This is a genomic window from Streptomyces sp. NPDC028722 (assembly GCF_040637655.1).
Classification (GTDB): Bacteria; Actinomycetota; Actinomycetes; order Streptomycetales; family Streptomycetaceae; genus Streptomyces.
Window position 1 is genome coordinate 1 of the sequence record NZ_JBEZWU010000033.1, and the last position, 25148, is coordinate 25148.

At 68.1% G+C, this 25148-nt stretch carries 20 protein-coding genes and 9 pseudogenes; 13 read left to right on the plus strand and 16 right to left on the minus strand.

Annotated elements, in window-relative coordinates; genetic code table 11:
- The first annotated feature begins 78 nt into the window (after positions 1-78).
- The 3 genes from AB0F03_RS32935 (at position 79) to AB0F03_RS32945 (ending at position 4180) form a co-directional block, all read left to right on the plus strand.
- Complete coding sequence (locus AB0F03_RS32935; protein ID WP_361998836.1) at positions 79-2040, plus strand: DUF4965 domain-containing protein; 1962 nt, start codon at positions 79-81, stop codon at positions 2038-2040.
- Positions 2041-2389: 349 nt separating this feature from the next.
- Positions 2390-3313, plus strand: coding sequence for a hypothetical protein (locus AB0F03_RS32940; protein WP_361998838.1), 924 nt, complete (start codon positions 2390-2392; stop codon positions 3311-3313).
- 483 nt (positions 3314-3796) lie between these two features.
- The gene (locus tag AB0F03_RS32945) at positions 3797-4180 is read left to right on the plus strand and encodes a MerR family transcriptional regulator (protein ID WP_361998841.1); all 384 of its coding nucleotides are present in this window, start codon (positions 3797-3799) and stop codon (positions 4178-4180) included.
- A gap of 391 nt (positions 4181-4571) precedes the next feature.
- On the opposite strand, the gene AB0F03_RS32950 is transcribed toward AB0F03_RS32945, so the two are convergent.
- The 3 genes from AB0F03_RS32950 to AB0F03_RS32960 all read right to left on the minus strand — a co-directional run bounded on the left by AB0F03_RS32950 (position 4572) and on the right by AB0F03_RS32960 (position 6791).
- Positions 4572-4856, minus strand: a complete 285-nt coding sequence (locus AB0F03_RS32950) for a hypothetical protein (protein ID WP_361998844.1) — start codon at positions 4854-4856, stop codon at positions 4572-4574.
- Between the two features lie 18 nt (positions 4857-4874).
- Positions 4875-6395 (minus strand): amidohydrolase family protein, encoded by a 1521-nt coding sequence (locus AB0F03_RS32955; protein WP_361998847.1) that lies wholly within the window; start codon positions 6393-6395, stop codon positions 4875-4877.
- Positions 6396-6515: 120 nt separating this feature from the next.
- Complete coding sequence (locus AB0F03_RS32960; RefSeq protein ID WP_361998849.1) at positions 6516-6791, minus strand: amidohydrolase family protein; 276 nt, start codon at positions 6789-6791, stop codon at positions 6516-6518.
- A gap of 179 nt (positions 6792-6970) precedes the next feature.
- Between AB0F03_RS32960 and AB0F03_RS32965 the strand changes: the two genes are divergently transcribed.
- Both AB0F03_RS32965 and AB0F03_RS32970 read left to right on the plus strand, forming a co-directional pair.
- Positions 6971-7345 (plus strand): phosphotransferase, encoded by a 375-nt coding sequence (locus AB0F03_RS32965; RefSeq protein WP_361998977.1) that lies wholly within the window; start codon positions 6971-6973, stop codon positions 7343-7345.
- A complete protein-coding gene (locus AB0F03_RS32970) occupies positions 7333-7716 on the plus strand; it encodes a hypothetical protein (RefSeq protein ID WP_361998852.1) in 384 nt (127 codons plus the stop codon). The genes AB0F03_RS32965 and AB0F03_RS32970 overlap by 13 nt, the downstream gene beginning before the upstream one ends.
- 231 nt (positions 7717-7947) lie before the next feature.
- On the opposite strand, the pseudogene AB0F03_RS32975 reads toward AB0F03_RS32970, so the two are convergent.
- Both AB0F03_RS32975 and AB0F03_RS32980 read right to left on the minus strand, forming a co-directional pair.
- Positions 7948-8337: pseudogene (locus AB0F03_RS32975) on the minus strand (DUF6584 family protein); the annotation flags it as partial.
- A 2-nt stretch (positions 8338-8339) separates the two neighbouring features.
- Positions 8340-8800 (minus strand): annotated as a pseudogene (locus AB0F03_RS32980) (transposase family protein); the annotation flags it as partial.
- Positions 8801-8953: 153 nt separating this feature from the next.
- On the opposite strand from AB0F03_RS32980, the gene AB0F03_RS32985 reads away from it, so the two are divergent.
- Positions 8954-9859 carry a tetratricopeptide repeat protein gene (locus tag AB0F03_RS32985; protein ID WP_361998855.1) on the plus strand — a complete coding sequence of 302 codons (906 nt, stop codon included), beginning with the start codon at positions 8954-8956 and terminating at the stop codon, positions 9857-9859.
- A gap of 275 nt (positions 9860-10134) precedes the next feature.
- Here AB0F03_RS32985 and AB0F03_RS32990 read toward each other — a convergent pair whose 3' ends face one another.
- The 4 genes from AB0F03_RS32990 to AB0F03_RS33005 all read right to left on the minus strand — a co-directional run bounded on the left by AB0F03_RS32990 (position 10135) and on the right by AB0F03_RS33005 (position 13173).
- Positions 10135-10794 carry a hypothetical protein gene (locus AB0F03_RS32990; RefSeq protein WP_361998858.1) on the minus strand — a complete coding sequence of 220 codons (660 nt, stop codon included), beginning with the start codon at positions 10792-10794 and terminating at the stop codon, positions 10135-10137.
- 59 nt (positions 10795-10853) lie between these two features.
- Complete coding sequence (locus AB0F03_RS32995; protein WP_361998861.1) at positions 10854-11636, minus strand: hypothetical protein; 783 nt, start codon at positions 11634-11636, stop codon at positions 10854-10856.
- A gap of 219 nt (positions 11637-11855) precedes the next feature.
- Positions 11856-12749, minus strand: coding sequence for an SDR family oxidoreductase (locus tag AB0F03_RS33000; RefSeq protein ID WP_361998864.1), 894 nt, complete (start codon positions 12747-12749; stop codon positions 11856-11858).
- A 37-nt stretch (positions 12750-12786) separates the two neighbouring features.
- A complete protein-coding gene (locus AB0F03_RS33005; protein ID WP_361998867.1) occupies positions 12787-13173 on the minus strand; it encodes a MerR family transcriptional regulator in 387 nt (128 codons plus the stop codon).
- Positions 13174-13635: 462 nt separating this feature from the next.
- On the opposite strand from AB0F03_RS33005, the gene AB0F03_RS33010 reads away from it, so the two are divergent.
- The gene (locus tag AB0F03_RS33010) at positions 13636-14316 is read left to right on the plus strand and encodes a DUF5701 family protein (RefSeq protein WP_361998870.1); all 681 of its coding nucleotides are present in this window, start codon (positions 13636-13638) and stop codon (positions 14314-14316) included.
- 10 nt (positions 14317-14326) lie between these two features.
- Here the strand turns inward: AB0F03_RS33010 and AB0F03_RS33015 are convergent.
- Positions 14327-15342: pseudogene (locus tag AB0F03_RS33015) on the minus strand (IS5 family transposase).
- Positions 15343-15606: 264 nt separating this feature from the next.
- Between AB0F03_RS33015 and AB0F03_RS33020 the strand changes: the two are divergent.
- Positions 15607-15993 (plus strand): annotated as a pseudogene (locus tag AB0F03_RS33020) (transposase family protein); the annotation flags it as partial.
- A 105-nt stretch (positions 15994-16098) separates the two neighbouring features.
- Positions 16099-16762, plus strand: a pseudogene (locus AB0F03_RS33025) (transposase family protein).
- Between the two features lie 61 nt (positions 16763-16823).
- Here the strand turns inward: AB0F03_RS33025 and AB0F03_RS33030 are convergent.
- Both AB0F03_RS33030 and AB0F03_RS33035 read right to left on the minus strand, forming a co-directional pair.
- The gene (locus tag AB0F03_RS33030) at positions 16824-17828 is read right to left on the minus strand and encodes a hypothetical protein (protein ID WP_361998988.1); all 1005 of its coding nucleotides are present in this window, start codon (positions 17826-17828) and stop codon (positions 16824-16826) included.
- A 45-nt stretch (positions 17829-17873) separates the two neighbouring features.
- Positions 17874-17972: pseudogene (locus AB0F03_RS33035) on the minus strand (IS5/IS1182 family transposase); the annotation flags it as partial.
- Positions 17973-18013: 41 nt separating this feature from the next.
- Here AB0F03_RS33035 and AB0F03_RS33040 point away from each other — a divergent pair.
- The 3 genes and pseudogenes from AB0F03_RS33040 to AB0F03_RS33050 all read left to right on the plus strand — a co-directional run.
- Positions 18014-18067, plus strand: a pseudogene (locus AB0F03_RS33040) (hypothetical protein); the annotation flags it as partial.
- A gap of 547 nt (positions 18068-18614) precedes the next feature.
- Positions 18615-18863: pseudogene (locus AB0F03_RS33045) on the plus strand (class I SAM-dependent methyltransferase); the annotation flags it as partial.
- 361 nt (positions 18864-19224) lie between these two features.
- Complete coding sequence (locus AB0F03_RS33050) at positions 19225-19638, plus strand: NUDIX hydrolase (protein ID WP_361998873.1); 414 nt, start codon at positions 19225-19227, stop codon at positions 19636-19638.
- Between the two features lie 701 nt (positions 19639-20339).
- On the opposite strand, the gene AB0F03_RS33055 is transcribed toward AB0F03_RS33050, so the two are convergent.
- From AB0F03_RS33055 to AB0F03_RS33065, 3 genes and pseudogenes are all read right to left on the minus strand, one after another.
- Complete coding sequence (locus AB0F03_RS33055; RefSeq protein WP_361998980.1) at positions 20340-20777, minus strand: cupin domain-containing protein; 438 nt, start codon at positions 20775-20777, stop codon at positions 20340-20342.
- A gap of 97 nt (positions 20778-20874) precedes the next feature.
- Positions 20875-21609 carry an NAD(P)H-binding protein gene (locus tag AB0F03_RS33060; protein WP_361998876.1) on the minus strand — a complete coding sequence of 245 codons (735 nt, stop codon included), beginning with the start codon at positions 21607-21609 and terminating at the stop codon, positions 20875-20877.
- 253 nt (positions 21610-21862) lie between these two features.
- Positions 21863-21991: pseudogene (locus AB0F03_RS33065) on the minus strand (IS30 family transposase); the annotation flags it as partial.
- A 366-nt stretch (positions 21992-22357) separates the two neighbouring features.
- Here AB0F03_RS33065 and AB0F03_RS33070 point away from each other — a divergent pair.
- A complete protein-coding gene (locus AB0F03_RS33070) occupies positions 22358-22615 on the plus strand; it encodes a hypothetical protein (protein WP_361998983.1) in 258 nt (85 codons plus the stop codon).
- Positions 22616-22730: 115 nt separating this feature from the next.
- Here AB0F03_RS33070 and AB0F03_RS33075 read toward each other — a convergent pair whose 3' ends face one another.
- Positions 22731-25109 (minus strand): discoidin domain-containing protein, encoded by a 2379-nt coding sequence (locus AB0F03_RS33075; RefSeq protein ID WP_361998879.1) that lies wholly within the window; start codon positions 25107-25109, stop codon positions 22731-22733.
- Positions 25110-25148: the final 39 nt, after the last annotated feature.

Here is a 25148-nt window from a genome sequence, read left to right on the forward strand (position 1 = left end):
GATACGCGCCGACCTCCACCTCGGACTACTCCAACTCGCATGCAGCATCATCTGCTTGAGACGACTCAGAACCTCATTTTGAAACGATCAGTTAGTGCCCAGCCCGCCTCCCCGGCGGTGCTTCGCGAAGACGGCGACCAGGCCGCCTGGGGGCAACTGGTGCTCGCGGCACCCACCGGCAGCGGCACCAGCTGGCAGATCGGCCAGGACACCGTGGTGCGCACCGCCTCGGCGAGCGGCGGACGTCTCTCCGGCACCGTGGACAGTGCCCAGCCCAGGGCGATCAAGGACCGCTGGCCCGTGCTGGGTTTCAACCGGGACTTCGGCACCGTCAGTCCCGGTACCTCTTCCGCTGCCTTCACCCTCGTCCTCGGTCATGTCCGCACGCCCGCCGTGAGCTACCTCGGCACCCCACTCCAGCCCTGGTGGACCCACTACTGGAGCTCCTGGGCCGACATGGTGGTCTGGTTCAACGCCGACCACACGTCGGCGCTGACCGTCGCCGCCGCTCTCGACCAGCGCATCCATGACGACGCGGTCGCCGCCGCGGGCGGGGGCCCCACGGGTGAGCACTATGCCGCTGTCTGCGCTCTGGCGCTGCGGCAAGCTGTGGCCAGCGCGGAGCTGGTGGACCGGGGCGGCAGCCCGTGGGCGTTCCAGAAGGAGATCTCCTCCAGCGGCAACATGTCGACCGTGGACGTGGTGTACCCGACGTTCCCGGTGTACCTGTACCTCTCCCCCGCCTATCTGCGGATGCTGCTGGAGCCGCTGCTCGACTACCCCGAGCACGGAGCCTGGCCCAGCGCCTTCGCCGAGCATGACCTCGGGCGGCTCTACCCAAACGCGGACGGGCACGACGACGGCAACGAGGAATCCATGCCGGTCGAGGAGTCGGCCAACATGCTCATCATGGCCGCCGCCGTCGTCCAACGGCTGCCCGCCGCCGACGCCGCCGCTTTCGCCCGCACCCACTACGCGATCCTGCGCCAGTGGGCCGAGTACCTGGCCGCCAATGCCCTCGACCCCGGTTACCAGAACCAGACCGACGACTTCACCGGCTTCATCGCGCACAGCTCCAACCTGGCGCTGAAGGGCATCGTCGGGATCGGCGCGATGGGCGTCATCGCCGGCGCCACCGGCAACACCGCGGACGCCGCCCGCTACTCCGCACTCGCCCGTAGCTGCATCAGCCGCTGGACGACGCTCTCCGAGGACTCCTCCGGCAGCCACCTCAAGCTCGCCTACGACCAGGACGGCACCTGGAGCCTGAAGTACAACGGCTTCCCTGACCGGTTGCTCGGCCTCGACCTGGTGCCGACGGGCACCGCCGCACGCGAGGCCTCCTGGTACTCCGCGCACGCCGGGACGTACGGGGTGATCCTCGACCCGCGCAACGACTACACCAAGGTCGACTGGGAGCTGTGGACCGCGGCCTGGCTGGCCGATCACCCCGCCACCCGCGACACGCTGGTCAACGGCGTCTACCACTTCGCCCACACGACTGGGCAGCGGACCCCCCTCACCGACTGGTACGTGGTCGCCACCGCCGCCCAGCGGGGCTTCGCCGACCGGGCCGTGGTCGGCGGGGCGTTCGCGCTGCTGCTGCCCCCGGCCGTCTCAAGCACCCTCTGGCGCCGGATCCAGAACCGCAACTCGGGGAAGGTGCTGGCCGTCTCCGGGATGTCCTTGACCGACACGGCCGAGGTCACCCAGTACGCCGACAACGGCACCGCCGACCGCCTGTGGACACTGATCGACAACGGCGACGGCACCGTGCGGATCCTCAACCGCAACAGCGGCAAGGTGCTGGCGGTGCACGATCAGAGCCTGGACAACGGCGCCCATGTCCAGCAGTACCAGGACAACAACACCCCGGACCACGTCTGGCGGATCGTCGACAACGGCGACGGCTGGTCGAAGATCGTGAACGTCCGCTCGGGGAAGCTGCTCGCCGTCGACGGGATGTCCACCGCCGACGCCGCTCAAGTCACCCAGTGGGAGGACAACGGCACCACCGACCACCTGTGGCGCTTCATCTGACCCTTGGCGCGCACCGCGTGCGTTCCCCACCAATCAAATCGTCAGCCTGTGTCCGAACAGGTCTGCCGGGATGCAGACCGCAGGCCGGCTTGGCCCAGCGCGCCAGCGGACCTGTAGACCCATATCCCGCGAGGAGGAGCAGCCGTGCCAGTCCGTCCACTGCCGAGAAGTCCGCTGGTGCTTCTCGCGGCGGGCCAGCTTCGGTCGCAAGAGGCGACCCGAGCGCGTCCACCGGCATCAGCCGCGGTGTGGTTCACGTACGGCGACGCACTCGATGGGTCTGTCGACCATCGCGCGACAGGTGGTGTCCGCGTTGCGTGGCAGGCCGCTCACTGACAGGAGATCTTGCATGCGACAGAACTTCAGGAAGCGTAGAAAATCGCTCTTGACACTGCTGGGCGTCGGTGTCGCAGCAGCGGCCCTGGTGCCAACGGGACAGATGAACCAGCCGACTCTCACTCGGCAGGTGGCGTCCAGAACCGGCAACTCGGGATACGCAACACACTTCGACGGCCTGGGCAAACCGTTCGGTGCATGCGGAATACCGCAGTCGGCCCTCAGAACCAATGACTTCGCCGCGCTCAACACGGCAAACGGTTACGGCAGCAGAGCGAGGACCGGCCAGTACGACCGCGGCCACAACTGCGGACGCTGGGTGCGGGTGCAGCTCGGGCAGTTCTGCTCGGGCGGTACGAACGACGGTGCCCCGCACAAGCCCTTCTGCCGCGGCGGCACGCTGCGGCCCAATCATTACACCGGCGCAACGCTGACCCTGCTGGTCGCTGACCGCTGCTCCGACCCCAACGCCTGGTGCCGCGAGAGTCCAGGACACCTCGATCTCTCGACTGCTTCGCTGGGGCACTTCAGGAAGAACGGCGCCGTGGTTACCGGCCTCAAAGAACGCTGGACCAACCCGGTGGTCTCATGGTCCTTCGTGCATGCGCCGAACTACCACGGCGACATTACAATCGGTTTCCTCCAGGGCGCCAAAACCTCCTACCCCGCCATCGCGATCGCTCATCTGCCTGACGGGATCCACGGCGTTGATCACCTCACCGGTGGGGCGTGGCACAAAGCCAGCAACCGGGACACGGCGGGCCAGGCTTTCGTCATCGCCGCGACACACTCAGGCGGAACACATTTCCGGATCCGTGTGCACAGTGCGAACGATGCATTGATCCAGGGCGGCAGGAACTACTCCTTCGACCTCCCCAGTGGGTGCAGAGATGGCTGTCCCTCCGATTTCACCGAAGTTGCGTATCGTATCAATTGACGTCTCGACCGAGAGGCTGAACAGCATGAAGTACCGTATCGGTGCCCCTGCGGTCATCGCTACATCAGCAACCGCATGGTGTGTCACGTCGGCCGCGGCCGGGCCCCCGGTCCTGACTGAGGGGCCCTGCGCATCTCGGACAGTGATGTTGAGTGTTCCGCCGATGCCGCTGCCTGCAACACCTCGCACCCAGCGTGGACTTCTGCGGCAGCCGATGGTGATCGGGCCATAAAGGACTCGGCCCAGGTAGGAACCTAGGTGATATCGCCGACCAGTTTGCGCCCGAAAGCGTCAGCGGTGAAGTTACGAGCCGGCAGGTCGAACGTGACCGGCGCCGCGTCATCGGCGATGGTGGTCGCCCGCCAGGGCCGCAGCCGGCATGGCACCAGGCCGGCGTCCGCGACCCGACCCGGAGGGCCTCCCCCTGAGTGGTGGGCGCGCGGTTGTTGACCTAGAGCCCAGTCGAGGAGGCAAGGTAAGGACGTGGGCGACGTAGAGGAGTCATTGTCGATCGGCGAGATGGCGGCGCGAACTGGAGTGTCGGTTCACACCTTGCGTTATTACGAGCGGGTCGGGCTGCTGACTGGAGTCCCTCGCACGGCTGGCGGACGACGGGTCTACGGCACAAAGCAGTTGGCGTCCATCAAATTCATCTCCAGGCTACGCGAGACCGGGATGCCGATTGCTCAAGTACTGACGTACGCCGAACTCGTCCGGGCCGACGACGACACCAGGCAACGGCGCCTCGAAATCCTGATCGATCACCACCAGAGCGTGCTGATGGCCATCAATGAGCAGCGCCGACATCTCGACGCCATTCAGGCCAAGATCGATCTTTACCGGGAGGCTTTGCGCACAGACGGGTGACTTACCGTCAGCTCTAACACTGCGCGTGTCTCTCAGCGAAAAGATGGAGATCACTCGAATTTTTCCCTTCGGCTGGCAAGTTGTTCGTGCCGGGCCCGTGCTTCGATCACCGGCGCGTGGTCAGAAGCACGGGCCCGGCCTGGAGGCAGCGTCGTCGGAGATCGCCGTCCCTGGGATCGACCCGGGAGCGGTGGACAGCGAGTTCGTCGCCAATGCCGATACCGAGCTCTACCGCTATGTCCTCGACTGCTATCTCGCCTCCACCTTGGAACAACTGTGGACCGGTGGACCGGCCCTGGCCGAGGTCGCCAAGGTGTTGTCGATGCGGGCACCGGTGCTGAAAGTCAGCTCCTGGCCGGTACGGGCGGAGCAGGCGGCTGCGTCCGCGATGTCACGACGCCTGCTGACCCCCACTCCCAGCCCCCTCGAGGCCGCCCTCCGGGGTGCCGGTGATCCTGGTCGCGAGGCGGTAGGCGACGGTGACGTCGTCGTAGTCCCGGCCCGCCTCGACCGGGCGGGGCAGGCGCGACCGCTCGCTGCGGCTCATCGAGTCCCGCTGCCCGGCGCCGGGGAAGCGGACCTCTGTCGACGGTTCCTCCTCGAAGCGCAGCCGGCCGGCACGGACCGTCGACTCGAACACGATGTCCCAGGCCGCCGGCTCAGGCTCCGACTCCATGGCTGGTGCATCCGTCGTTCAGGGCGGCTCCTCGGCTTCCCCGGTGGCGCGGCGGCGGGGGCGCGGAGGGGGTTTGCCGTCCTCGGTGCGCTTGCGGCGCGGGCGCGTGCCCGTCTCCGCGGGCGGGGCCTCGTCCGGCTGCTCGTCCGCGGCCTTCGAGGCCGTCCTGCGACCGGCCAGTTCGGACCGACGGCGCGCGGGGCCGCCCGCCGTCTTGCGGGCCGCCTTCCCGGTGGCGCCGACGGTCTCCTCACCGACCGTCCCGGCAGCGGCCGTGGAAGCGTCGGCGACGCCTGCGGCCACGCGCCCGGCCGCACCGCCGACGTCCCCGACGGTCCGTTGCGCGGCACCGCCCACGCCTCCGACGGCGCGATCCGCGCCCCCGCCGACCTCCTCGGCGGTCCGCCCGACGCCGCTGCCGACGTCGCCGACGGCCCGTCCCGCGCTGCCGCCCACGTCCTGGACCGCACGGCCGGCGCCGCCGCCCACGTCCTCGACCGCGCGGCCCGCGCCCCGGCCGACGTCCACCGCCGCCGAGCCGACGCCCTGGCCGACGTCCTGCACGGCTGCTCCGGCACCCCGGCCGACGTCCTGGACGGCGGCCCCTGCGCCCCTGCCCACGTCCTGGACGGCCGCTCCCGCACCCGTGCCCAGTTCGCCGACGGCGACACGGGCTCCGCTGCCGACGTCCTGCACCGCCGAGCCCACCCCGCGGGCCAGTTCGTGCAGGATCTCGGGGTTGCGGTCGAGCGTGGTGAGCACCCGGTTGATGATCGTCGCGACGTTGTCGAGGCGGACCCTGAGCTGGGCCTGCGCCTCCACGCCCGAGATGCCGAGGTGGACGCGGCCGAGCGAGACGTCCGCGCCCACGTTGAGCTTGAGCAGGTCAAGCACCTCGGCCTGGAGCGAGACGTGGGCGCGCAGGTCCTCGACGTCCAGATCGATCTCGTCGACCTTCAGCAGGGGTACGTCGAGGAAGACGTCGGGGTCGGCCCGAACGGCTGCGGGGTCCGCCGCGTAGGCGTCCTCCTCGTAGGCGGCCTCGTCCTCGTCGTACCCGGGTTCGGCTTCCTCGTCGTACGGCTCGGGCTCCGTGGGCTCTTCCGCTGCGTTCTCGGCGTTGTCGTGCATCACCGTACCCTTGCGATCGAACCGGACCTTTCGGTTCATTCTGGTCCGGTTCGGGGATCGGTGCTCGCCCACTGGCCCGCCGCCAGCCGCGACCGGGCGGGAGAGCGCGGCCAGGTCGGTGAACGGGTCGCCGCTCACCAGCAGCAGGTGCGCGTCGAGACCCCGCCGCAGACGGCCCTTGCGGCCGGCGAGGCCGCAGGCGTCCGCCGCCAGGGATGTGGCCGTGGCGAGCGCCTCGTCCGCCGGGACGCCACCCCCGGCCGACTGGGTGACGGCGGCGGGCAGTACGCCGTGCGGCTTGCCGGAGTCGATGCCGCTGTCCGCGCCGGAGACCAGCGGAACGCCCGCTCGGTGCATCCGGGCGGCGTGCTGCTGCCGTTGCTCGATGCTGAAGCCGAAGCGTTCCATGACCGCCCGCACGTTCGGCGGCGGTACGGCCTGTGGGGTCGCCGAGCGTGGGGCAGCCCCGTACGCCCTGCCGTACGAGGCGCCGCACCAGGCCGTCGGTGATCACGACACCCTCTGCCGTCAGGCAGGTGCAGTGCTCGATGCCGTCGACGCCCGCGTCCAGGCCTGTTCGACGGCTGGGAGGGCGTGCGCGTGCACGGTGACCGGCAGGCCGGCGGCGTGCGCGGCGTCGACGACCACGCGCAGCTCGTCCAGGGTGAACTGGCAGCGTGCGACGTCGGTGCCGGGTCTGTTCGCGCCGCCGCTGCCCATCACCTTGACCACGTCGACGCCCCGCTCGGCCAGGGTGCGGGCCGCCGCACGCAGTTCCCGCTCCCCCCGCACCGTGCCGCCCATGAAGGCGCCATGCAGTAGAGCGAACCGACCCGTTCTTCCCGTACCGCCGACCACCAGACGTCACGGAGTACCCCGCATGCACCCCACGCGTCTCGCCCCGCCCGCCGAGCTCCTCACCGACCTGCGCGGCCCGCACCGACAGTGAGACCCGCCTCAAGGAAGTACTGGCCGGCCACGGGCTGCGCCCGCTCACCGGTGGCTTCCAGAACCACGTCTACGCCGGGGACGACCCCGAGGCCGGGGCCATCTGCGTCAAGCTCTACGCCAAGGGCAACCACCACCGGCGCGTGGACCGCGAGTGGACGGCCCTGACCCTGCTCGCCGAGCACCACGTCGACGACGTCCCCCGCCCGCTGTGGCTCGACAACCACGACGAGGTCCCCGCCATCGGCATGACGCTGCTGAAGGGCACGCCGCTGCTGGAGAGCCCCGACCGCGAAGCCGCCCTCAAGGGCCTGGCCCAGACCACCGAGCGCCTCCACGCCGTGCCCCTGTCCGGGCTGATGGCCGAACTGGAGCGCATCGACTCCGGCTTCCCTACATGCTGCGCCTGACCGGCAGCTGGCCCGAACTCGTCGCCGGCCACGAGAACGACCCGCTGACCGCCGACATGCGCGCCCCGCTCACCGCCTGGCACGCCAGCGGCGACGCCGAGCTCGTCGACGACACCTCCGCCACGGCCGTGCTCTCCCCCGGCCACTCCAACCTCAACAACTGGCTGCGTGACGGAGCCTCCAGCCCCTGCGTCGACTTCGAGTACAGCGGGCACAGCACCGTCCACTTCGACGCCGCCGACCTGATCGAACACATCAGCGCCCGCGAGATCCCCGACAGCACCTGGATCACGCTCCTGCCCGACCTCGGCATCACCCCCGCCAACCGCCACCTCTTCCTCGCCGCCCAGCGCACCTGCGCCCTGCGCTGACTCGCCGTGCTGTGGAAGCAGCGGCACACCCGCGCCGACGAATTCGCCACCCACCACGCCCGCGTACGGCAGCTTCAGAGCCCCGACAACCCCTGGCACGGCTAAGCACCCGTCAAACCAGCCGACTGAGCAGCGGCGGCCGCCCCCGCGCGGGCGCCCCGCTCCGACTACGTGAGGGAAGACCATGACCGCAACACCGAGGACCGCCAGCCTGCTGTGGGCGCTGCGCTCCTACTGCGGCTCGCACGCAACGAGTCCATTCACCCAGATCGCGAGGAACACAAGGGCCGCCACCAGGCAGCCGACGCCCGCCAGCACACCGCTGACCGTCCACGGCTCGTAGGGCGCCTCGTACTCCCCTTCCAGGTCGTCCCGGTAGGAGGCGGGGTCGTCCCAGTCGACGGGGTGCCCCAACTCCTCGGCGCAGGCGGTCCGCACTGCGACCAATTGCCCCTCCGCGAAAGCGGTGGCGGCCTTCGCCTCGGGACCCTGCCAGGCGAGGGACTTCATCCGCCACCCGGGAGACCCGTACCGCGCCTCGAAGGCAGCGGTCTCGTCGGCGTTCCGGTCCTCTTCGAGGTACATCCAGCGTCCAGCCTCGGCGGCGTCGCCGTGCAGTCGGCGCGGTTACCGGGCAGCGGCCGGCCGACCACAACGACCAGACGGCTGTCGGCGTCGATGACGACCTGGTGGTTAGTGGGGTATCGGTAGTTCTTGGACTGCTCGGCGACTGTGTGGTCGCGGGTGGGCACCAGGGTGCCGTCCACAATGAGCACGGCGTCCTTGCGGAACCGCTTGCGCGGGAGGAGCGCGAGCAGGGGACCGAGATGCCCGATGATGCGGTCGGCCGCGGACTTTGAGATCCCGAACAGCGGGGCGAGCTGCCGCAGCGTCAGGTTCGTGCGCCAGTACGCGACGACCAACAGTACCCGGTCCTCCAACTGCAGCCCCCAGGGCCGGCCCTTGCGGACCGAGTCCGCGCCCTCGCGCCGCAGCGCGGTGATCAGCTCGCGGAACTGCCGCGGGCTCAGCCCGGTGAATGGGCTATCCAGGATTGGTCCGACGCCGCAATCACTCCTGCCACAACTAGATCATGGCATCGTGTCCAGCGAGACATGGGGCGGCTGGCATACGGCCGGACCAGGGATACCCTCGGACGATGGCGAATCGGGCGGTAGCAGCTGGAGTAGGTCTCGCGCGGGTGATGGCGCACTGTGGGGGCAGCCCAGCGGCAGCCGTGCACTATCTGGCGGGTGCCATCGCCTCCGCGCCTGAGAACCCCGAGCCCTATACGGTTCTTGCTGAGTTGTGGAGCGACAAGCCGTCGGAGCTGGCCGAGGTCGTTCGGGGTGCCGACTCCTTGAGGACGGTACTGGCGCAGTCGTACATCAGCTTCCTTCAGGACGACATGGACGGTGCGGCGCTGGCGATCGGATCGGTCACGGGTGTGCGACCCGACATCGCCTGGGCCGCATCCCCCTGGTTCAGCGATGAACGGTTTCGCGGTGAGGTGAGTGCCGATGCCTTGGCTGAGGCCGCAATGCGGACGATGGACTACGGCCGTGATCTGGACACCGAAAGCATGCGGGAACGATTTCGGCCCTGGTTCGAAGCCATCGATGTTGTCGCTGCCCGCCAGCCGTTGCCAGAGGCGTTGGCCAAGATGGCGATCTTGCTGCGGGCATGCGGTCTCACCGATGCATCGTTTGCCCTCTGCGACCAGGCGGACTCCGTTGAGCCGATCATGCTGACGGAAGTTGTGCGAGCGGGTACGTGGCGCAAGCTGGGTGATCTTGAGCAGACAGTGACGGCGTTCGAGCGCGCTCTTGCCCTGGACCCGGCCAACTGGTCGCTTTATCTCGACCTGGCCGATGTGCGTGCTGAGCAGGGCGACTTCACCTCTGCGGTCCAGCTGATCGATCAGGCGATGGGGTACGAGCCGGCTGAGTTCTCACTTCGCGCGGCCGGGGCTGCCTACCGGGCACGGCTGACCGGCTCGCCTGCCGATCTGAGCGAACTCATCGAACTGGCGCCGAATCTGCCGAACGACTCGTACCGGGATTTGCTGATTGATCACGCGTGTGCTGGTCCCGCGCTGCCTGCCGAACTCGTGGCTGCAGCCCGGCGCATCCAGAACAGCTGAGGCTCTGCTCCTCCATGAGCAGCAGCTCCGGCCAGCAAGTGCCCGGCAGCGCGGCCCAAGCCCAAGTTCCCGCGCGACTGCCGCGTAAAGTGCGACGGCGTCCACGCCATGCTTGGTGCCGCCCGCTTACACAACCGGCTTTCGACCGCATGGCTCAGAGCTCCCCAGTGCAGCAGGATCCACCTGCTGCAGTCGAAGATCAGTTACGGGACAAGTCTTAGGTGAGAAGCGTCTCGGACGGCGCGGCAGGAGGGAAGCCTGCCGCGCCCTTTCGGTCAGACAGCCGGCACGTTGATCCAGAAGCGTTTGTTGCTGCGCTTGAGGTTGCGGTAGTCGTTCGGGCCGAATTGTCGGTCACTTGCGGCGATCTTCTCCGTGAGGATGTCCACCGCACCTATGTACTGTTTGACTGCCCTGAGGTTGGGGTTGGTGAGTCCTGTGGCCCCGCAGCGGTGAGCCGCCATCCAGCGTTTCAGTCCGTATCGTTGAATGCTTTGCTTGAGCACGGTCACGTCGAGGCTGACGTTGCTGTTCAGCTCGCGGCCTCGTGCATAGTCCGCGGCTTTGAGGCGGTGATACCGGGGTGAGGTCGAGCGGATGACCCCCCAGTTTTGCTTGAAGACACCGAAGTTGGCGGCGTCGCCGGACTTGTTGTCGTACAGCGGGTACGACGTGTCCATCTTCTCGTTCTCGAGCATGGCGATGGCGATGTGCCGGCTGGTGGCACCGGCGCGGATCAGCGCTCTTTTACGCTGAGCGGTCATGGATACGGTCTGCACGCCATACAGTTGGCCTTGCGGCTCCCTGTAGCGGCACTGCGGTGAGTCCGCCCCCTGGACGTGGGTGATGGCACGGCGGATGGCGGCGCCGCTCGTGTCGATGGCTGCTGCACTGGGTGCGGTGGACGCGGCGGTTAGCGCCACCCCGATGACCACACTGCCTATTACGGACGGATACACTCGCACAGAGGCTCCTTCACTACGCTGCGTTCCGTTTATCGGGTGTACACGTGGAATGAGTTGGTGCGCAGGCCTTTACCGCCCTGCCAGACCTCAAAGCCAGCCTGCACGCTGTTCAAGTACCACCCGTTTTTGATGTAGTTGCGTCGTGTCGCATCCCGAGTGATGTTGCGCAGGTCGAGTTGTGCCACTGCGGTGACCTGTGTCTTGCGGACGTAGGTCACCACTACCCAGCTGATGTTTCGGCTGCTGTCGCGCAGCACGCCTTTCCACAGGTCGTACGCCGTGCCGTCAATCCTCACCTGGCCCATCCGGGAGCCGGCAGGCTGGGGGCCGCCTCGGTGGTTGAGCCACACCATGATTTCTCCGGCGTTGATGCTCGCGAAGTTCGGACGGGGATCGAACCAGAGGTCCAGGGAGGTGTTGTATGCCCCGGAGGTGACGTTCGACGAGTTCCAATCCGTGCGAACGCGTTGCATGCGGTCAACTCGCTGTGGCAGCCCGCTGGCCGCGCTGCACGCGCGGTAGTGACACCCCTTGTAGAGGGAGGCGTAGCTCGCAGGCGGCCCGTTCACCGGCTTGCGATGGTTGGATCGGGTGAGTTCGAAGCGGGCACCGGTTGCGCGCAGGCACTGCGTTCCGCCGACGTCGTTCCATACGTTGTTCTGGATCCGGTACCGGCCGTCGGAGACAGCTGCGTTGTAGAAGTTGTCACATGACGTCATGACGGGGGCCGCCGCAGCCGCTTCTGCGGGCGGAATACTGAAGGTGATGGCCAGCGCAAGCAACGCGGGTAGGCCACGGATCACCTTCGCCATCCATGACATTCGACGGGAATCGGGCATGGCAGATAGACCTTCCGGCTTGAAGGAACGTGCCGTCCCTTGGGAGCGCTCCCAAGTTTGGAGAGTGGACATGACATCGCGGTAACTATTGACAAGCATCCATGAGACGCGCGTGCGGCTAGTTCAAGCAAGCCATGGCGAACGCGAGGTCAATTCGGGTCCGCCGCGGCAGCAACCCGGTCCTGGGACGCCTCAGGCGTCGGCGAGCCACCCCGAGGTCAGACTCATGACTGCTGCACCGTCTGCGTCAGCAAGCTTGTGACCGACAAACTGTTCGGACCACGCTGAAGTCTGCACCCGCAATGGCGGGTTCCTCATACCCAGCACATCAACGATCACCTTGGCAACCTCAGCCGCCGGCTGGGCATTGCTCCCGAACTTTTCCATCGTTCGAGCGACGTATCGGCTCAGGATGTCCCGATACGGTCCGGCATCCGCCATAAGGCGGCTCGGCTCGAGGCCGGCGTTGGCGACGAACTCGCTGTTCACTGCGCCCGGTTCCACCAGCGTGACACTGACGTCTACGGCAGCGGCAACCGGTGCGAGTGCTTCTGTGAAACCCTCGACGGCGAACTTTGCTGCACAGTACGCCTCATTGAAGGGCTGGCCGACTACGCCGCCGACGCTGCTGAGAGTGACGATTCGTCCGTGGGAGGCGCGCAGGTGCGGCAACGCTTCCCGGGTGGTGCGTACCACGCCGTAGAAATTGACCTCGACGGTGGCACGGAAGGCCTGCATGTCGTCAGTCTCAACGGTGCCGACATGTCCGGCCCCGGCATTGTTGACCAGAGCGTCCAAGCGGCCGTAATCGTCGATAACACTTTGAATGCACCGTGACACCGACCTCTCGTCCGTAACGTCGAGTTGCCGGACGTCCAGCGAGACTTCCGCTTCCGCTGCTGCCTGCAGGAGCTTTGCAGTGCGCAGGGGATCCCGCAGGGTCGCCACCGTCGTCCAACCGGCCTGCGCCGCCGCAATTGCTGAAGCCAGGCCGATTCCCGATGATGTACCAGTGATCACGACGACAGGACCAGCTTCAGGAGCCCGGCCTGTCGGCAATGCTTGCGTCATGACGTTGTCCTTCATGAGAGGGGAAGCGCAGATGAGGGACGCAGCGGAAGAGTCATTCGTCAGTGCGGGCCAGATCCCGCCGATAGAGATCGATCTTGGTCTGGATGACCTTTAGGTGCCGGTGCTGCTCCTCGATCGCGGTAAGCACTCTGCGGTGATGGTCGACAAGGATGTCGAGGCGCTGTTGCCTTGTGTCGTGCTCAGCCCGGACCAGATCGGCGTACTTCAAGATCTGGGCGATGGGCATCCCGGTCTCGCGCAACCGAGATATGAACTCGATGGACGCCAACTGCTTCGTGCCGTAGACCCGCCGACCTCCGGCCGTGCGCGGCACACCGGCCAACAGCCCAATCCGCTCGTAATACCGCAACGTGTGAACCGACACACCAGTTCGCGTCGCCATCTCGCCGACCGATAATGACTCTTCCGTGTCGCCCATGGCCCTACCCTGCCTCCTCGACTGAGCTCTAGGTCAACCCCGCGCGCATGGAGACGCTGTGCCGCGAGCGAAGGCCCGCAGCCGCTGGATGAGAAGCTGACAGTCGTCATCGTTCTGGCGCTGGGGGTTTTGATCGCCCCCACCCCGGCGGGTCACGGAATCCTGAACATCCTGGGACAGCTTGCGAGCGACGTCACGCAGGCCAGCCGGTGAGCCCCCAAGCGCGTAAAGGCCGGGCGGCCACGACCATGCGCCCGTCGGCACGGCGGCGCAGGCCGGGCAGGCGGCGGCGCGCAGACGACCGGCTTCCCGGCCTCCTGGTGGCCGCCAGCTTCGCCGTCGCCCTAGGGCCTGTAGGGAGTCGCGATCACGGGGCCGGGGGAAGGCCGCAGTGGCGGGAACGTTCCGGCGAGGCGTTTCGTTGCCCCTGGGCCCATCCAAATTGCTGCCCCTGGGAGTATCGTGCCCGAAACCACGCACGCCACCTCCACTGTTCTCCCCGCACTCCCGGCCCTGAGCGCGCAGGCCGAGCGGCTCATCGAGCTGGGGGTGCACGAGTTAGCAGGGCTGCCTGCCGTCGAGCTTCGTACCTTCGCCGCAGCCGTCGATGCCCCTGCGAGCGGCGATAGCGCCCTGCTCGCTGTTCACCCGGACCAAGCCCCTGCCTCCGCCCTGGCGCCGCTGCTCCGCCGTGACGGCAAAGCGGGCTTCGTTGTCACAGACATGCCGGATGTCGACCTCTTCGCCCCGCTCGACACGGTCGTGCTGCCCGACGCTCCGCTCTACCTCCTCACCGGCCTCAACCGTGGCGACCAGATGGGCAACTGGAGCCCGAACGAGGCGCTGCCTGCCCTCACCGCGAAGGCCCGGACCCCATTGCTGCTCACTGAGGGCATCCACTGGGTGATGCAGCAGCCCGCCGTCCTGGAGCGCAACCACTGCTTCATGACCATCGGCTCTCGGCTGCGCAAAGCCAACGGCGCTCTGGACGCCCGCACGCCGGCACTCTGGATCAGCAACGGCACCGGGCGCGATGGCCGCGAGCGCCGCAATGCCCCCAAGGTCGGCTGGTGCTGGGCGGGCAACCGTCACACCTGGCTGGGCTTCGCCTCCGCAACGGGCCGTCGGGTCCAGAACCTGTAAGGAGCCGTGATCATGCGGGGCGGAGGCTGCGCAGCCAGATGACCGTGCCGCGCAGCTGAAGCCCCGCTTCGAAGCTCTCCGGCTTCTTGTCGTAGCGGGTGGCCAGCCCTCTCCAGTCCTTGATCTTGTTGATGCACCGCTCCACGGTGTTGCGTTCCTTGTACAGCTCGGCGTCGTGCGTGATCGGGCGCCCGCCCTTCGATCCCTTCTTCTTCCGGTTCGCTGCCTGGTCCGCCTTCTCCGGGATCACTGCCTTGATCTTCCGCTGCCGCAGGTGGGCGCGGTTGGCGCGGCAGGAGTATGCCTTGTCGCCGGCCACGGCGGCCGGCCGGGTGCGTGGGCGCCCGACCGGCCCGCGCACCTTGATCTTGGCCAGCACCGCCGTGAACTGCGGGCTGTCGGCGGCCTGCCCGGGGGTGACCACGAACGACAGCGGACGGCACCGCCGCTCGGCCGACAGGTGGACCTTGCAGGTCAGACCACCCCGGGAGCGCCCCAGGGCTGCCGCCTTCAACCGAGCGCGCTGCCGGCGCGGCATCCGGCGGCGTTCCTCGCGCTCCGGGTCGGACTCTGCCTCCCCGGCCGGGGTCACCGCCTCGGCCACGGCCTGCCGCTTGCGTTGCTTTCGCGCCTTTCGCGTGCCCCCTTTTCGGCAGCCTTCTCCAGGGCGGACAGGACCTCCTCGCCCACGACCATGCCGGCCGCGGCGTGGTGGGCGCGGGCGGTGGTGGAGTCCACGCTGACCAGGGACAAGTCCGCCTGCCCGCGGCGAGCGGCCTCGGCGATCACGGCCTCCATCGCGGCGGCGAACACCCCGGCATCGCGCCACTGCGAGAACCGGCCGTAGACGGTGGACCAGGGCCCGAACGCCTCCGGCACGTCTCGCCACGGGCTGCCGGTACGGAACCGCCAGATGATCCCCTCCAGTTGGTCGCGCAGGTTCTCCGGATAGGGGCCGCACTGCCCGATCGGCAGGTGAGGGCTGATCAACTCCCATTGATTATCGGTCAGTTCGCGTCGAGGCACAGGCGCGTTCTATCAGTTCGATCACCGTCGCCGGAAGCGACGGCCAGGATCGAGATCACAACTCCGTACGCGCCCTAGTGGTGACCGTCATCAACTGGCTGCTGACCCACTAGTGGATCCTGGCCGGTGCCGGCTTGCTCGCGGTGCTGGCCAGCAGAGGCTGGCTGTACCACCGGCAGCAGGAGGCAAGGTGGGAAGCGGTCCGCGCGCAGGGCCTACGCTAACGAGCTCGTGCACGGTAAGCGGTGAGACGCCGAGCTTCAGATCATCGATCATGGGCGTGTAGTAGGGGACGCGTCTCGTGCAGCGATCATCAGCGACCGGAGGATCACGGGCCTGCCGGCCGACGTGATTGCTGAACTCGTGCCTGAACTTGGTCCATTGTGGCACGAACGGCACCAGACAAGGCTTGCCTCCAGGCCGCGGAAGCGGGCGCTGGGCGCGGGTGCGAAGCACCGGCTGGTGTTCGTCGACCGGCTCCTGGCTACCCTCGTGCACCTCCGGCACGCAACCACGCACGACGTGCTCGCCTGCTGGTTCGCAGTGGACCGCTCCACCATCACCCGCGCAATCGACGAGGTGTGACCGCTGCTCGCCGAGCGAGGATGCACGGTGAGCCCTGGCCTTCGACTACGGACTCTGGCCGAGGTCCAAGGCGACGTATCACCCGATCATGATCAACCACCGAAGATCATTCAACGACAGACCCTAGAGGTTGTCCCGTAACCGGTGGGGCGGTTGGTGCGTTGGCTGGGTATGGGTGGGGTGATCTCAGCAGATGATCCGAAGTGGATCGAGCCGTTGCCGGGGCTGACCGAGGTGCAGTTCGCCAGGCTGGTGGAGCTGGTCCGGCGCCGGGGTGGTGGTGTCCAGCAAGGCCGGTCGTGGCGGCTGCCGCTGGAGGACCGGGTGTTGCTGGTGGCGACGTACTGACGCACGAACCTCACGTTGCGGCAGGTGGCGCCGTTGTTCGGAGTCTCGAAGTCGGCGGCCGCCCACCCGCTACCGCAGCATCGCTGCTTCGAGCAAGAACTATCGGTACTCGACCCTGCAGGTCGTGATCGATGCGAACAGCCGCCTGGTGGTGGCGATCGCCTTGCCGTTGCCCGGCAGCCGCAACGACTGCCGGGGGGCAACAGAGTCCGGCGTCGACCAGGCCTGCCGCGGCGCACCGACCATCGCCGACGGCGGCCACCAGGGCACCGGCCTGCTCATCCCGCACCGCAGACGGCGAGGCCACAGGCACCTCAGCCCACAACAGGAAGCGGAGAACACCGTCCACCGCCGGGCGCGAGTACGCGTCGCCCTGTCACGGCTGAAGACCTGGAAGATCCCGCGGGACTGCCGGCTCAAGGGCAACGGCGTGCACCAGGCCATGCTCGGCATGGCCCGACTCCACAACCTGGCCCTCACCGGATGACCCACACCCCCCTACGGGACAACCTCTAGGCCCTCAATTCCCTGCGTACGGCGCGGCTTCCTCAGGTATTGCGCACGGATGCTGAGGGTTCCTGGCCGTTCTGAGCCTGCTGCGCTCGCTCCGCCATCATGGTGGCGAGGCCCTTGAGCCAAGTTCCGTTGAACGGCCGTCCGTCAGTGTCCTCACCTTGAACGAGGATGAGGACGGTGCCCACGCGGAAAGACACGGCGGAACCGGCCGCCTCCCCGTTCGCGCTGGGAAACGACCCGGCGAAGCTTTCGTCTCCGACACGGGGCAGCGATCCTGCGGACCCACCACCGCCTTTGCCTTCGGCCTCCTCGGTTTTGCGGTGGAAGAGGTGGGCCTTCTGCGCGCTGGTGAATGCTGCGACGCGTATGTGAAGGTCGGCGTCGGGATCGCCCATGAGGAAATCGACGGAGGCGAAGTAGGAAAGCCCCGCGCTTTCCGGCACCTGCGCTCCCCCGATGTCGGGCGCCTTGGGCTGGGTCCAACCCGCCGGCAGGCTGGCCAGGTCCGGAAGCACGTGTAGGGCGACGGCATCGCTCAGCGGGGTCACGGACTTCCGCTGCCCGGCATCGTCACCCGTGATGAGCCGAGTTCCGCCGTAGAGGCCCAAGGCCAGCAGGGTGGCCAGCATCAGCGCTGCGGCGAGCAGGGAGTAGCGGTTGTTGCGGGTGTTATTGATGGTGACGGGCCCCACAGAGATGGTGTTGCGGCCCCTGACCGTTGAGCCGTCAATGGTGATGCTGCCGGACGTCACCTTCGGGAGCTCGGCCGGCGGGGGCCCGGCGGCCAGCGTCGCGGCGATCCGCCGCGAGAATTCCGGGTCGGCGTCCATCTCCGCCTGGAGGGAGGCCCTGAGCCTTGCCGCGGCCCCCGGGTCCGTCGGCCGGGCTTCGACAGCCTGAATCGCCGAGCGGCCACCCTCACTACCACCGAGCCGTTCACGCACCAGATCCGACACCGCTTGCCCCACCCCGGTCCCCGCTGCGGTCAGCGTCCCCCCAGCGACCTGAGTGACTATCTGAATAACCGTCTCAATCACGCGCCATCTCCCCAACTGCCAGCGGAAGCAACCCTGTTGAGATACTGCCACTCCGCGCAGCATGCGGTTGGCCTGCTGGTCGGCCCGTTCCGGGATCACCGTGCGGATGCTGCGTCTGCGCAGATGGTCGCGAATCGCGCGGGCGGGGACCACCTCGGCCGTGGCTGCGCCCGTCCGACCTCGACATCGGCTGCGGCGACGGCGCTCTTGCCCGACGCCTCGCCCAGCTCGGCTACCGCACGACCGGCATCGACTGTTCCCCCAGCGCCATCACGCTCGCCGCCGCCCAGGACACCGCGCCCGCCCGGCCTGGCGGTGCGTGGACATCACCGCCGACGACTTCGGCGCCCTGCCGGAGCCGGCTTACGCGGTCATCACCTGCCGACTCGTCTACCGGTGGATCGACGACAAGGCCGACTTCCTTGACCGAGTCCGCTACCTCCTCGCCCCGGGCGAACCTTCTGGGTCGTCACCGAGATCACCGGCCGCCGCGGCGCCACCGACCCCTTGCAGAACCTCGGCATCACCCCGGCCCAGGCCGAACTTCTCACCGCAGGCTGGTCCGCCGTCCACACCGCCGACCTTGACGTCCTGCGCTGCTACGCCCTGCGCCCCTGACCCCGCCCGCAGTCGGATGGAGGACCGGTGACCATCGAACAGGACACCGTCGCGACCTGGAACACCTACGGGAACCACCAACTCGCGCGAGGACTCGAGCTGCCCGAGCTGGACCGGTGGGACTGGGGCATCCCCGGCACCGGCCCCGGCGCCGAGGTCTTCGGCGACGTGGCCGGACTGCGCGTCCTCGACCTCGGCAGTGGGCTCGGCCGGCACGCCGCCCACCTTGCCGCCCGCGGCGCCGACGTCACCGCCGTCGACGCCTCCCCCGCACAGCACCAGCGCGCCGCCACTCGCTACCCCGACACCCCGGGCCTGCGCCTGATGTGCGCCGACGCCGTGGCCCACCTACGGGACGCCGACCCGTACGACCTGATCTACTCCGTCTGCTCCGTCCCCTACCTGGACCCCGACCGGTTACTGCCCGTCCTGGCCAACAGCCTCAAGCCGGGCGGCCGCCTCCTCTTCTCCGCGCTGCACACCAACTCGGGCGGCACCGGACCGTCGAACGAGGTCGCCCCGCGACCCGAGATCCTGCGGCTGCCCGGCACCACCGACGATCACCCCGTCGACATGTGGGTCCGTCCTTACCGCGCAGCTGTGGGAGGACCTCCTGGTCCAACACGGTCTCACCACGGAGGCGGTCACCGCGATCGACTCCGACAAGCCGGACAACCATGTCTCCTACCGGCTGTACGCCGCCCGCCGCCCGCGGCGCGTACCGAGCCGCCCCCGCACCAGCGCACCGCCACCGCCGAATGCCGCGCTGGGCGTCGGCGTGATCGTGCACGGCCCGGACGGAGTCCTGCTCGGGCGGCACCGGCGCCGTACGTGGGAACTCGCCGGCGGAACCGTCGAACCGGGAGAGACCCTCGCGCAGGCCGCCGTCCGCGAACTCCGCGAGAAGACCGGCCTCGTGGCGGATCCCGGCGACGTAAGGGTGCTGGGCACGCTCCTGGACCGGGTCGGCGACGTCGTCCGGGTGACAGTGCCCGTCGTCGTCACGCAGTGGTCCGGCGTCCCGGAGCAGCGCGAGGAGGCCATCGAATTTTGGCGGTTCTGGCCCCTGGACGCGCTGCCCGGCCCGCTGTTCGCACCGAGCGCCCAGTGCCTGACCGCCTGGAACCCGAATCTGCCGCTCGACCACCCGCTCGCCCACTTCCAGGCCTACCGCTCCCCCGGCCGTGCCTAGCGCGGCGCCCACGCCCACCGTGTTCGACAGGAAGGCACCATCGTGACCCCGCCCCCTACAGATGCTCCCCGCCCGTCCCTTCTGGGCGTCTTCGCAAGGCGTTCGACCGCGCCGGTCAATATCGCCTGGCAACCGACCAAGATCACCTGTCAGAGGGCAGCGGCATGAGGCGTTGCCCGCCCGGGGAGAGCCAGGATCCGGGCGACGTAGCTGGGGGCCGGCCTGTGCTCGACGGAGGGTCTGCCCGGCCCGGAGACAGGGCGGATCGCCGGATGCGCAGCAGAGGCGGTGACGCGCCGCCGCATCGGTCACGCAGCGAGATGAGGCCCTGTTCCTGACGGATGTCGTCACAACGATCCCTCCCGCTTCTGCCGACTGTGCTCCTCGACCAGCACACCGCAGGTGGGTAGAAGACCACAGGGATCAAGGCCGTGAACGCCGTGAACGCTGGACCGCTTGTGTGAATCCGTGTGAAATCAGAGCCGTCCCAGATGGGGCTGGATCACCACCGACTGGCCGTGTCCACTCGGGCTTGTAGCACGCTGACCTACCACGACTGCGTTGCGGCCGGGCTGCGCCCGGGTGGGTGAGGGCGGTGGAACGGAGCTGCACTGCGCAGCGGCCCGCAGATCTCGCAGCGGGCGGCCCGGCGTGTTCTTCCGCGGGGATGTTCGTCGGCATCGAAGAGTGCGTCGTGACGGTCAGGCGGAACGGGGCGCCCGGCGGTCCTTGCGCTGCTCGAGTTCCTCGTCGTCCACCAGGGTCAGCATGGGTCGCCCCGGCTCGCAGACCATCGTGACCAGGAACCGGCACCAGGCGTCGATCCGGTTGTTTCCGTCCTGGTAATGGATGACATCACCGCCCGGCTCCCAGAAGGTGTCTCCGGCGGAGAGGATGCGCACGCCCTCGCCTTCGAGTTCGAAACGCATCTCCCCCTCCAGTACGTAGCCGAAGGCCGGCCCGAAGTGCCGGTGCGGCGGGGTGCCCGGAGCCCCCGGGGGGTGGGCGATGAGAACGGTCATCACCTCTGCCCTCTCAGGAATGTGCGGTGGCCGTACCGTCTGCAGGACGGTCAGGGCGTCCTTCCACGCATCGGACGCCGTCTGCGGCTCAGGACCTTCCGAGGTGTCGTTCGGCATCATGCAGACCTCTCTGCTCTCATCGGCGGACATCACGATGTCCCGGGTGCGTTCCCGCCACGGCATGGCGTGGCACTGTCCCCCGCCGGCGGAAACGTCAGGCGAGCCAGTCCCGGTAGTGGATGCGCCCCAGGCGTGCGCCTTCGGGAGCGGTGAGGGCGTCCGCGTGCACCGCCGCGAAGAGTCCTGCGGATTCGTCGGTGACCACGGTACGGTCGTCACCCGGCCGCGCCTGCAGGGTCATGCGGCCGAGGTCGTCGAGGGGGAAGACGTCTGGGCCGGCGACGTTCAGGATCCCGCCCAGCGGCTCTCCCGTTGCGACGTCGGCGAGTGCCTGGACGGCCTCGTCGGCCGCGACCGGCTGGATCGGGGTGGGCGGGAGGCGCACCACGTCTCCTTCCGTCGTCCAGGACATGATCTTGTCGACGAACTCCATGAACTGGGTCGCCCTGACGATCGAATAGGGGATCGGACCTGCCGCCAACCGGGCTTCTTGCAGGACCTTGGCCTGGTAGTAGTCGACCTCGGGGATGCGGTCGATGCCCACGATCGACAACACGACCGCGTGCTGGACACCCGCCTGCCCGGCAGCGGCCAGGAGGTTGTCCGTGGTCGTGCGGAAGAAGGGCGAGGCACTGGCGTCGAAGTCCGGGGCGTCGATCGTGTCGACCACGACGTCGGCCGATGCCACCGCCCGCGCCACCCCCTCCCCGGTGAGCAGGTCGCAACCGGTAGATCTGTCGTGGGCGGCGACCTGATGACCGAGGGTCTCAAGTGCTTTCACCAGCCGGGACCCCATGAAGCCCGTGCCTCCGACAACGGAGATCTTCACCCCTCACCACCTCCAGAAGACGCATATCCGGATGACATGGTCAAAATATCTGGCACTTTCTTCCTCATCGAGCGGAGCGGTGCAGCTTCCGCGTGTCGCAGCCCGGACGACACGGAACTCACCTCAAGACCATGGTCCTCCTCGCCGGGTCTTCCCACACCTCAACTCTCACCCGCTTCCCTCCAGACTCCCCGGAGGCGCCCGCGCGCCTCACCTTCCCTGCTGTCGTCAAACGAAGGAGGTCGACGTAGACCTCTGCCGGAGTGCGGTAGCCATGGGTCCTGCGTGGGCGGTGGTTGAGTTCGTGGGCGATGGCGTCCAGGTCGACCCGGTCGAATGTGCGGAGGTCGGCGCCCTTGGGGAGGTATTGCCGAATCCGTCCCGATCCCCGCAGGACGGGTTCATCCTCGCCGATGAGGACGCCGGGGTAGTGCTAGCCAGCTGGTAGTGCGCCAGGAGGCCGCCGTGATGCAGCGAATGATCTGCTGCGTCTCCCAGGTCTCAAGTGGCGACCTGTGGGTGCTCGGCATGGACCCCACGTCCGACGGCTCGCGTATCCGCGCCCGGATCGGCGTCGTGCCGAAGGACGATGCGCTGGACCGCGAGCTGACGGTCCGTGAGAACCTACTGGTGTACGGCCGGTACTTCGGCCTGCCCCGGCAGGTCAAGCGCGAGCGCGCGAACCGGCTGCTGGCCTTCGCGCAGCGGAGGACCTGCCGACACCCGGGTGGACGCCCTGTCCGGCGGTATGCGGCGCCACCTGACCATCGCCCGCTCGATGATCAACGAACCGGACGTCCTCATCCTCGACGAGCCCACCACCGGGCTCGATCCGCAGGCCAGGCACATGCTCTGGGAGCGGCTTCACGAACTGAAGGAGCGCGGCGTCACCGCTCGAGGCGGTTGGTGCCCCGCTCGACGGTGTTCCGCTTCTTGTGTGCCTCGCTTCCGAAACAGAGCGGACGGCCATCGCGGCGGCTTCCTGGTAGGCCGTGGCCGGCCGTAGTCGGTCAGCACCGCGAATGGGACGGGGACATGGTGAAAGGCCGACCCCGTGACGGCGAGGCCGGCCCCTCCACATGAACCGGATGTTCAGGCTCTTCGGTGTTCAACCGCTCCCATCAGGACGTGTACGCCTCGACCTCACTGAACTGGGCCGCGGGCCAGCCGGTATTGGCCGTCACCCGGATCCGCAGGTAGCGCGTGCCGGTGCCGGCGGGCAGGGTCACCGTCGCCGTGTTGCCGGTCGCGGGGTCGAAGCGGTAGCTCTTCGACGCGAGGAGTTCACCGAAGGACGAACCGTCTGTGCTGCCGAGCACCGACAGGGTCTGAGTCCGGGCCCCCCACGCGGTGGCGGGCGGGAGCTTGAGGACGACGCGGCCCACGCTCCGGGTGGCGCCGAGGTCGACGGTCAACCATTGCGGGAAGGCGTTGTTCGTGCTCTCCCAGTACGAAGTGGCATCACCGTCAACTGCCTTCTCCGGCACGTACTGGTCCACGCTGCCGCTGGCCGTGACGGGGCGGCCCTTGGCCAGGTTCTCCGTCGGAGAGGGCGGCGGAGAGGTGGGCGGCGGGGTGGGGTCCGTACCGTTGTGGTCGTAGTTCGGCTTGGGCCATTCACCGCAGTAGGTGGCCGGAAGCTTGCTGTTCCAGCCGGAGTTGCCCGCGCCCTGGGTGAGGGACAGCTGGCTGCCCAGGCAGCTGTAGACCGGCTCGGTGAAACCGAGGTGCTTGGCCGTGACGTTGGTGAAGGAGGCCGACGCCGGGTCGTTGAACTGCATGGCGAAGGTGCCGGTGCCGTCGATGTTGACGTTGTTGAACTCGACACCCTTCGTGGTGCCCGAGACGAACATGATGGCCGAGTAGGAGCTGTCCAGGATGTCGGTGTCGGTGACCTTGATGGTCGCCTTGTCGATGGCGCTGGCCCGGGCGTCGAACCAGATGGCGCCGATCGGGAACGGCCAGCCGATGTCCGTGTTGCCCGCCCGGATGGTGGTGTTCCGGGCCAGCGTGAAGGTGCCGGAGACATCGGTGCCGTTGCCGGGGCCGACGCCCGAGAAGCGGTTGCCGACGTGGATGCCGCCGCCGTTGGTGAGTGTGTCGGCGACGACGTTGTCCGTGACGGAGATGTCCTTGCCGCCGTAGATCGCGATGTTGTTCGCGAGGATCGGCGCCACCACGGTGTTGTTCTTGAAGGTGTCGCCGGCGTTGGTCTTGGTGTCCGCCCACATGGCGAGGCCGTCGTCACCGGTGTTGCGCAGGAAGGTGTTCTCCACCGACGAATTCGTGACGCCCCAGTGGAAGTTCACGCCGTCGGCCGTCTGGTCGAGGATCCGGCTGTTCTTGATGTGGAAGTTGTCCATGGGGCCGTCCATCCAGGCCCCGACCTTGGTGTGCTGAATCCACAGATTGTCGACCGTCGAGTCGCTCATCGCGCCGCCGAGCCCGTTGACCTGGTCCTCGTCGATTCGCTCGGTGATCTCGCCGAGGATGGCGAAGTCCTTGAGCGTGACGTTGCGGCTAGGGCCGCCTGCCTCCTGCGGACGGATCTGCCCGCTGTAACCGCCGCCGCTGACGTATTTGCCGTAGATGCCCGCCGCCCGGGTGCGGTCGGTGGAGCTGCGGCCGGTGAGCACGGAGTACCAGGGGCCGGCCCCGCGCAGAGTCACCTGGTCGACCACCACATGGTCGGTAAGCCGGAAGGTGCCCTGCGGTATCCAGACGGTTTTGCCCTGCGCCTTGCCCGCGTCCACCGCCTTCTGGAACGCGGACGTCGAGTCCGCGGCGCCGGAGGGGTCGGCGCCGTAGTCCGTCACGGCCAGCGAATCGGCGGGCTGTGTCACGGGCGCGGCGACCTGCTCGAAGTCGGCGACGTCCACGGTGGCCGACGGGGTAGCGGCGGTCGAGGGCAAGGTGATGCGGACCTTCGCACCGGCCGGCAGGGTCTTGCCGAACAGCGCGCGGGTCTCGTCGTAGAAGTGGTGCGGCTTGTCGCCGGGGGAGTTGGTGAACGGGTAACTTCCGTAGAACCAACCGTACTTGGAGGTGAAGGACAGGTCCTTCAGCCGGGTTCCGTCCGCGCTCAGCTCCATGGGCGCGGTGATGCCCGTACCGGCCGCGTTGTCCGGCAGGCTGTAGCGCACCGTCACCGCGTTCGCGGGCTGGGTGAGAGTGAATTCCACGTACTGGCCTGCCGCGTCCAGTTTGACAGCGCTGCGGCCCGACGCCTCGGACGGCAACGAGGTGTAGGTGCGGTCGGGGCCGATGACGGTGCCGTTGGTGCGCGCAGCCTCCGCCTCGAGCTCCGTGAACGGGACGATGGCGCCACGGCCCGCGACGGCCAGCGGGGAGCGGGCGGCCAACGGGGAGTGGGCGGCCGTCGCGGCGTGGGCGATGCCGGCCGTCCGGGCGACGGCTGTGGCGGCCCCTGTGCATGCCAGCGCGGCTCCCAGGACGGCGGCGAGCCACCGTCGTGGGATCGGTCTGGTGGTTGTCTCCATGTGGTTCTGCACCTTCTTGGTGGGGAGGGAAGTGGCGTG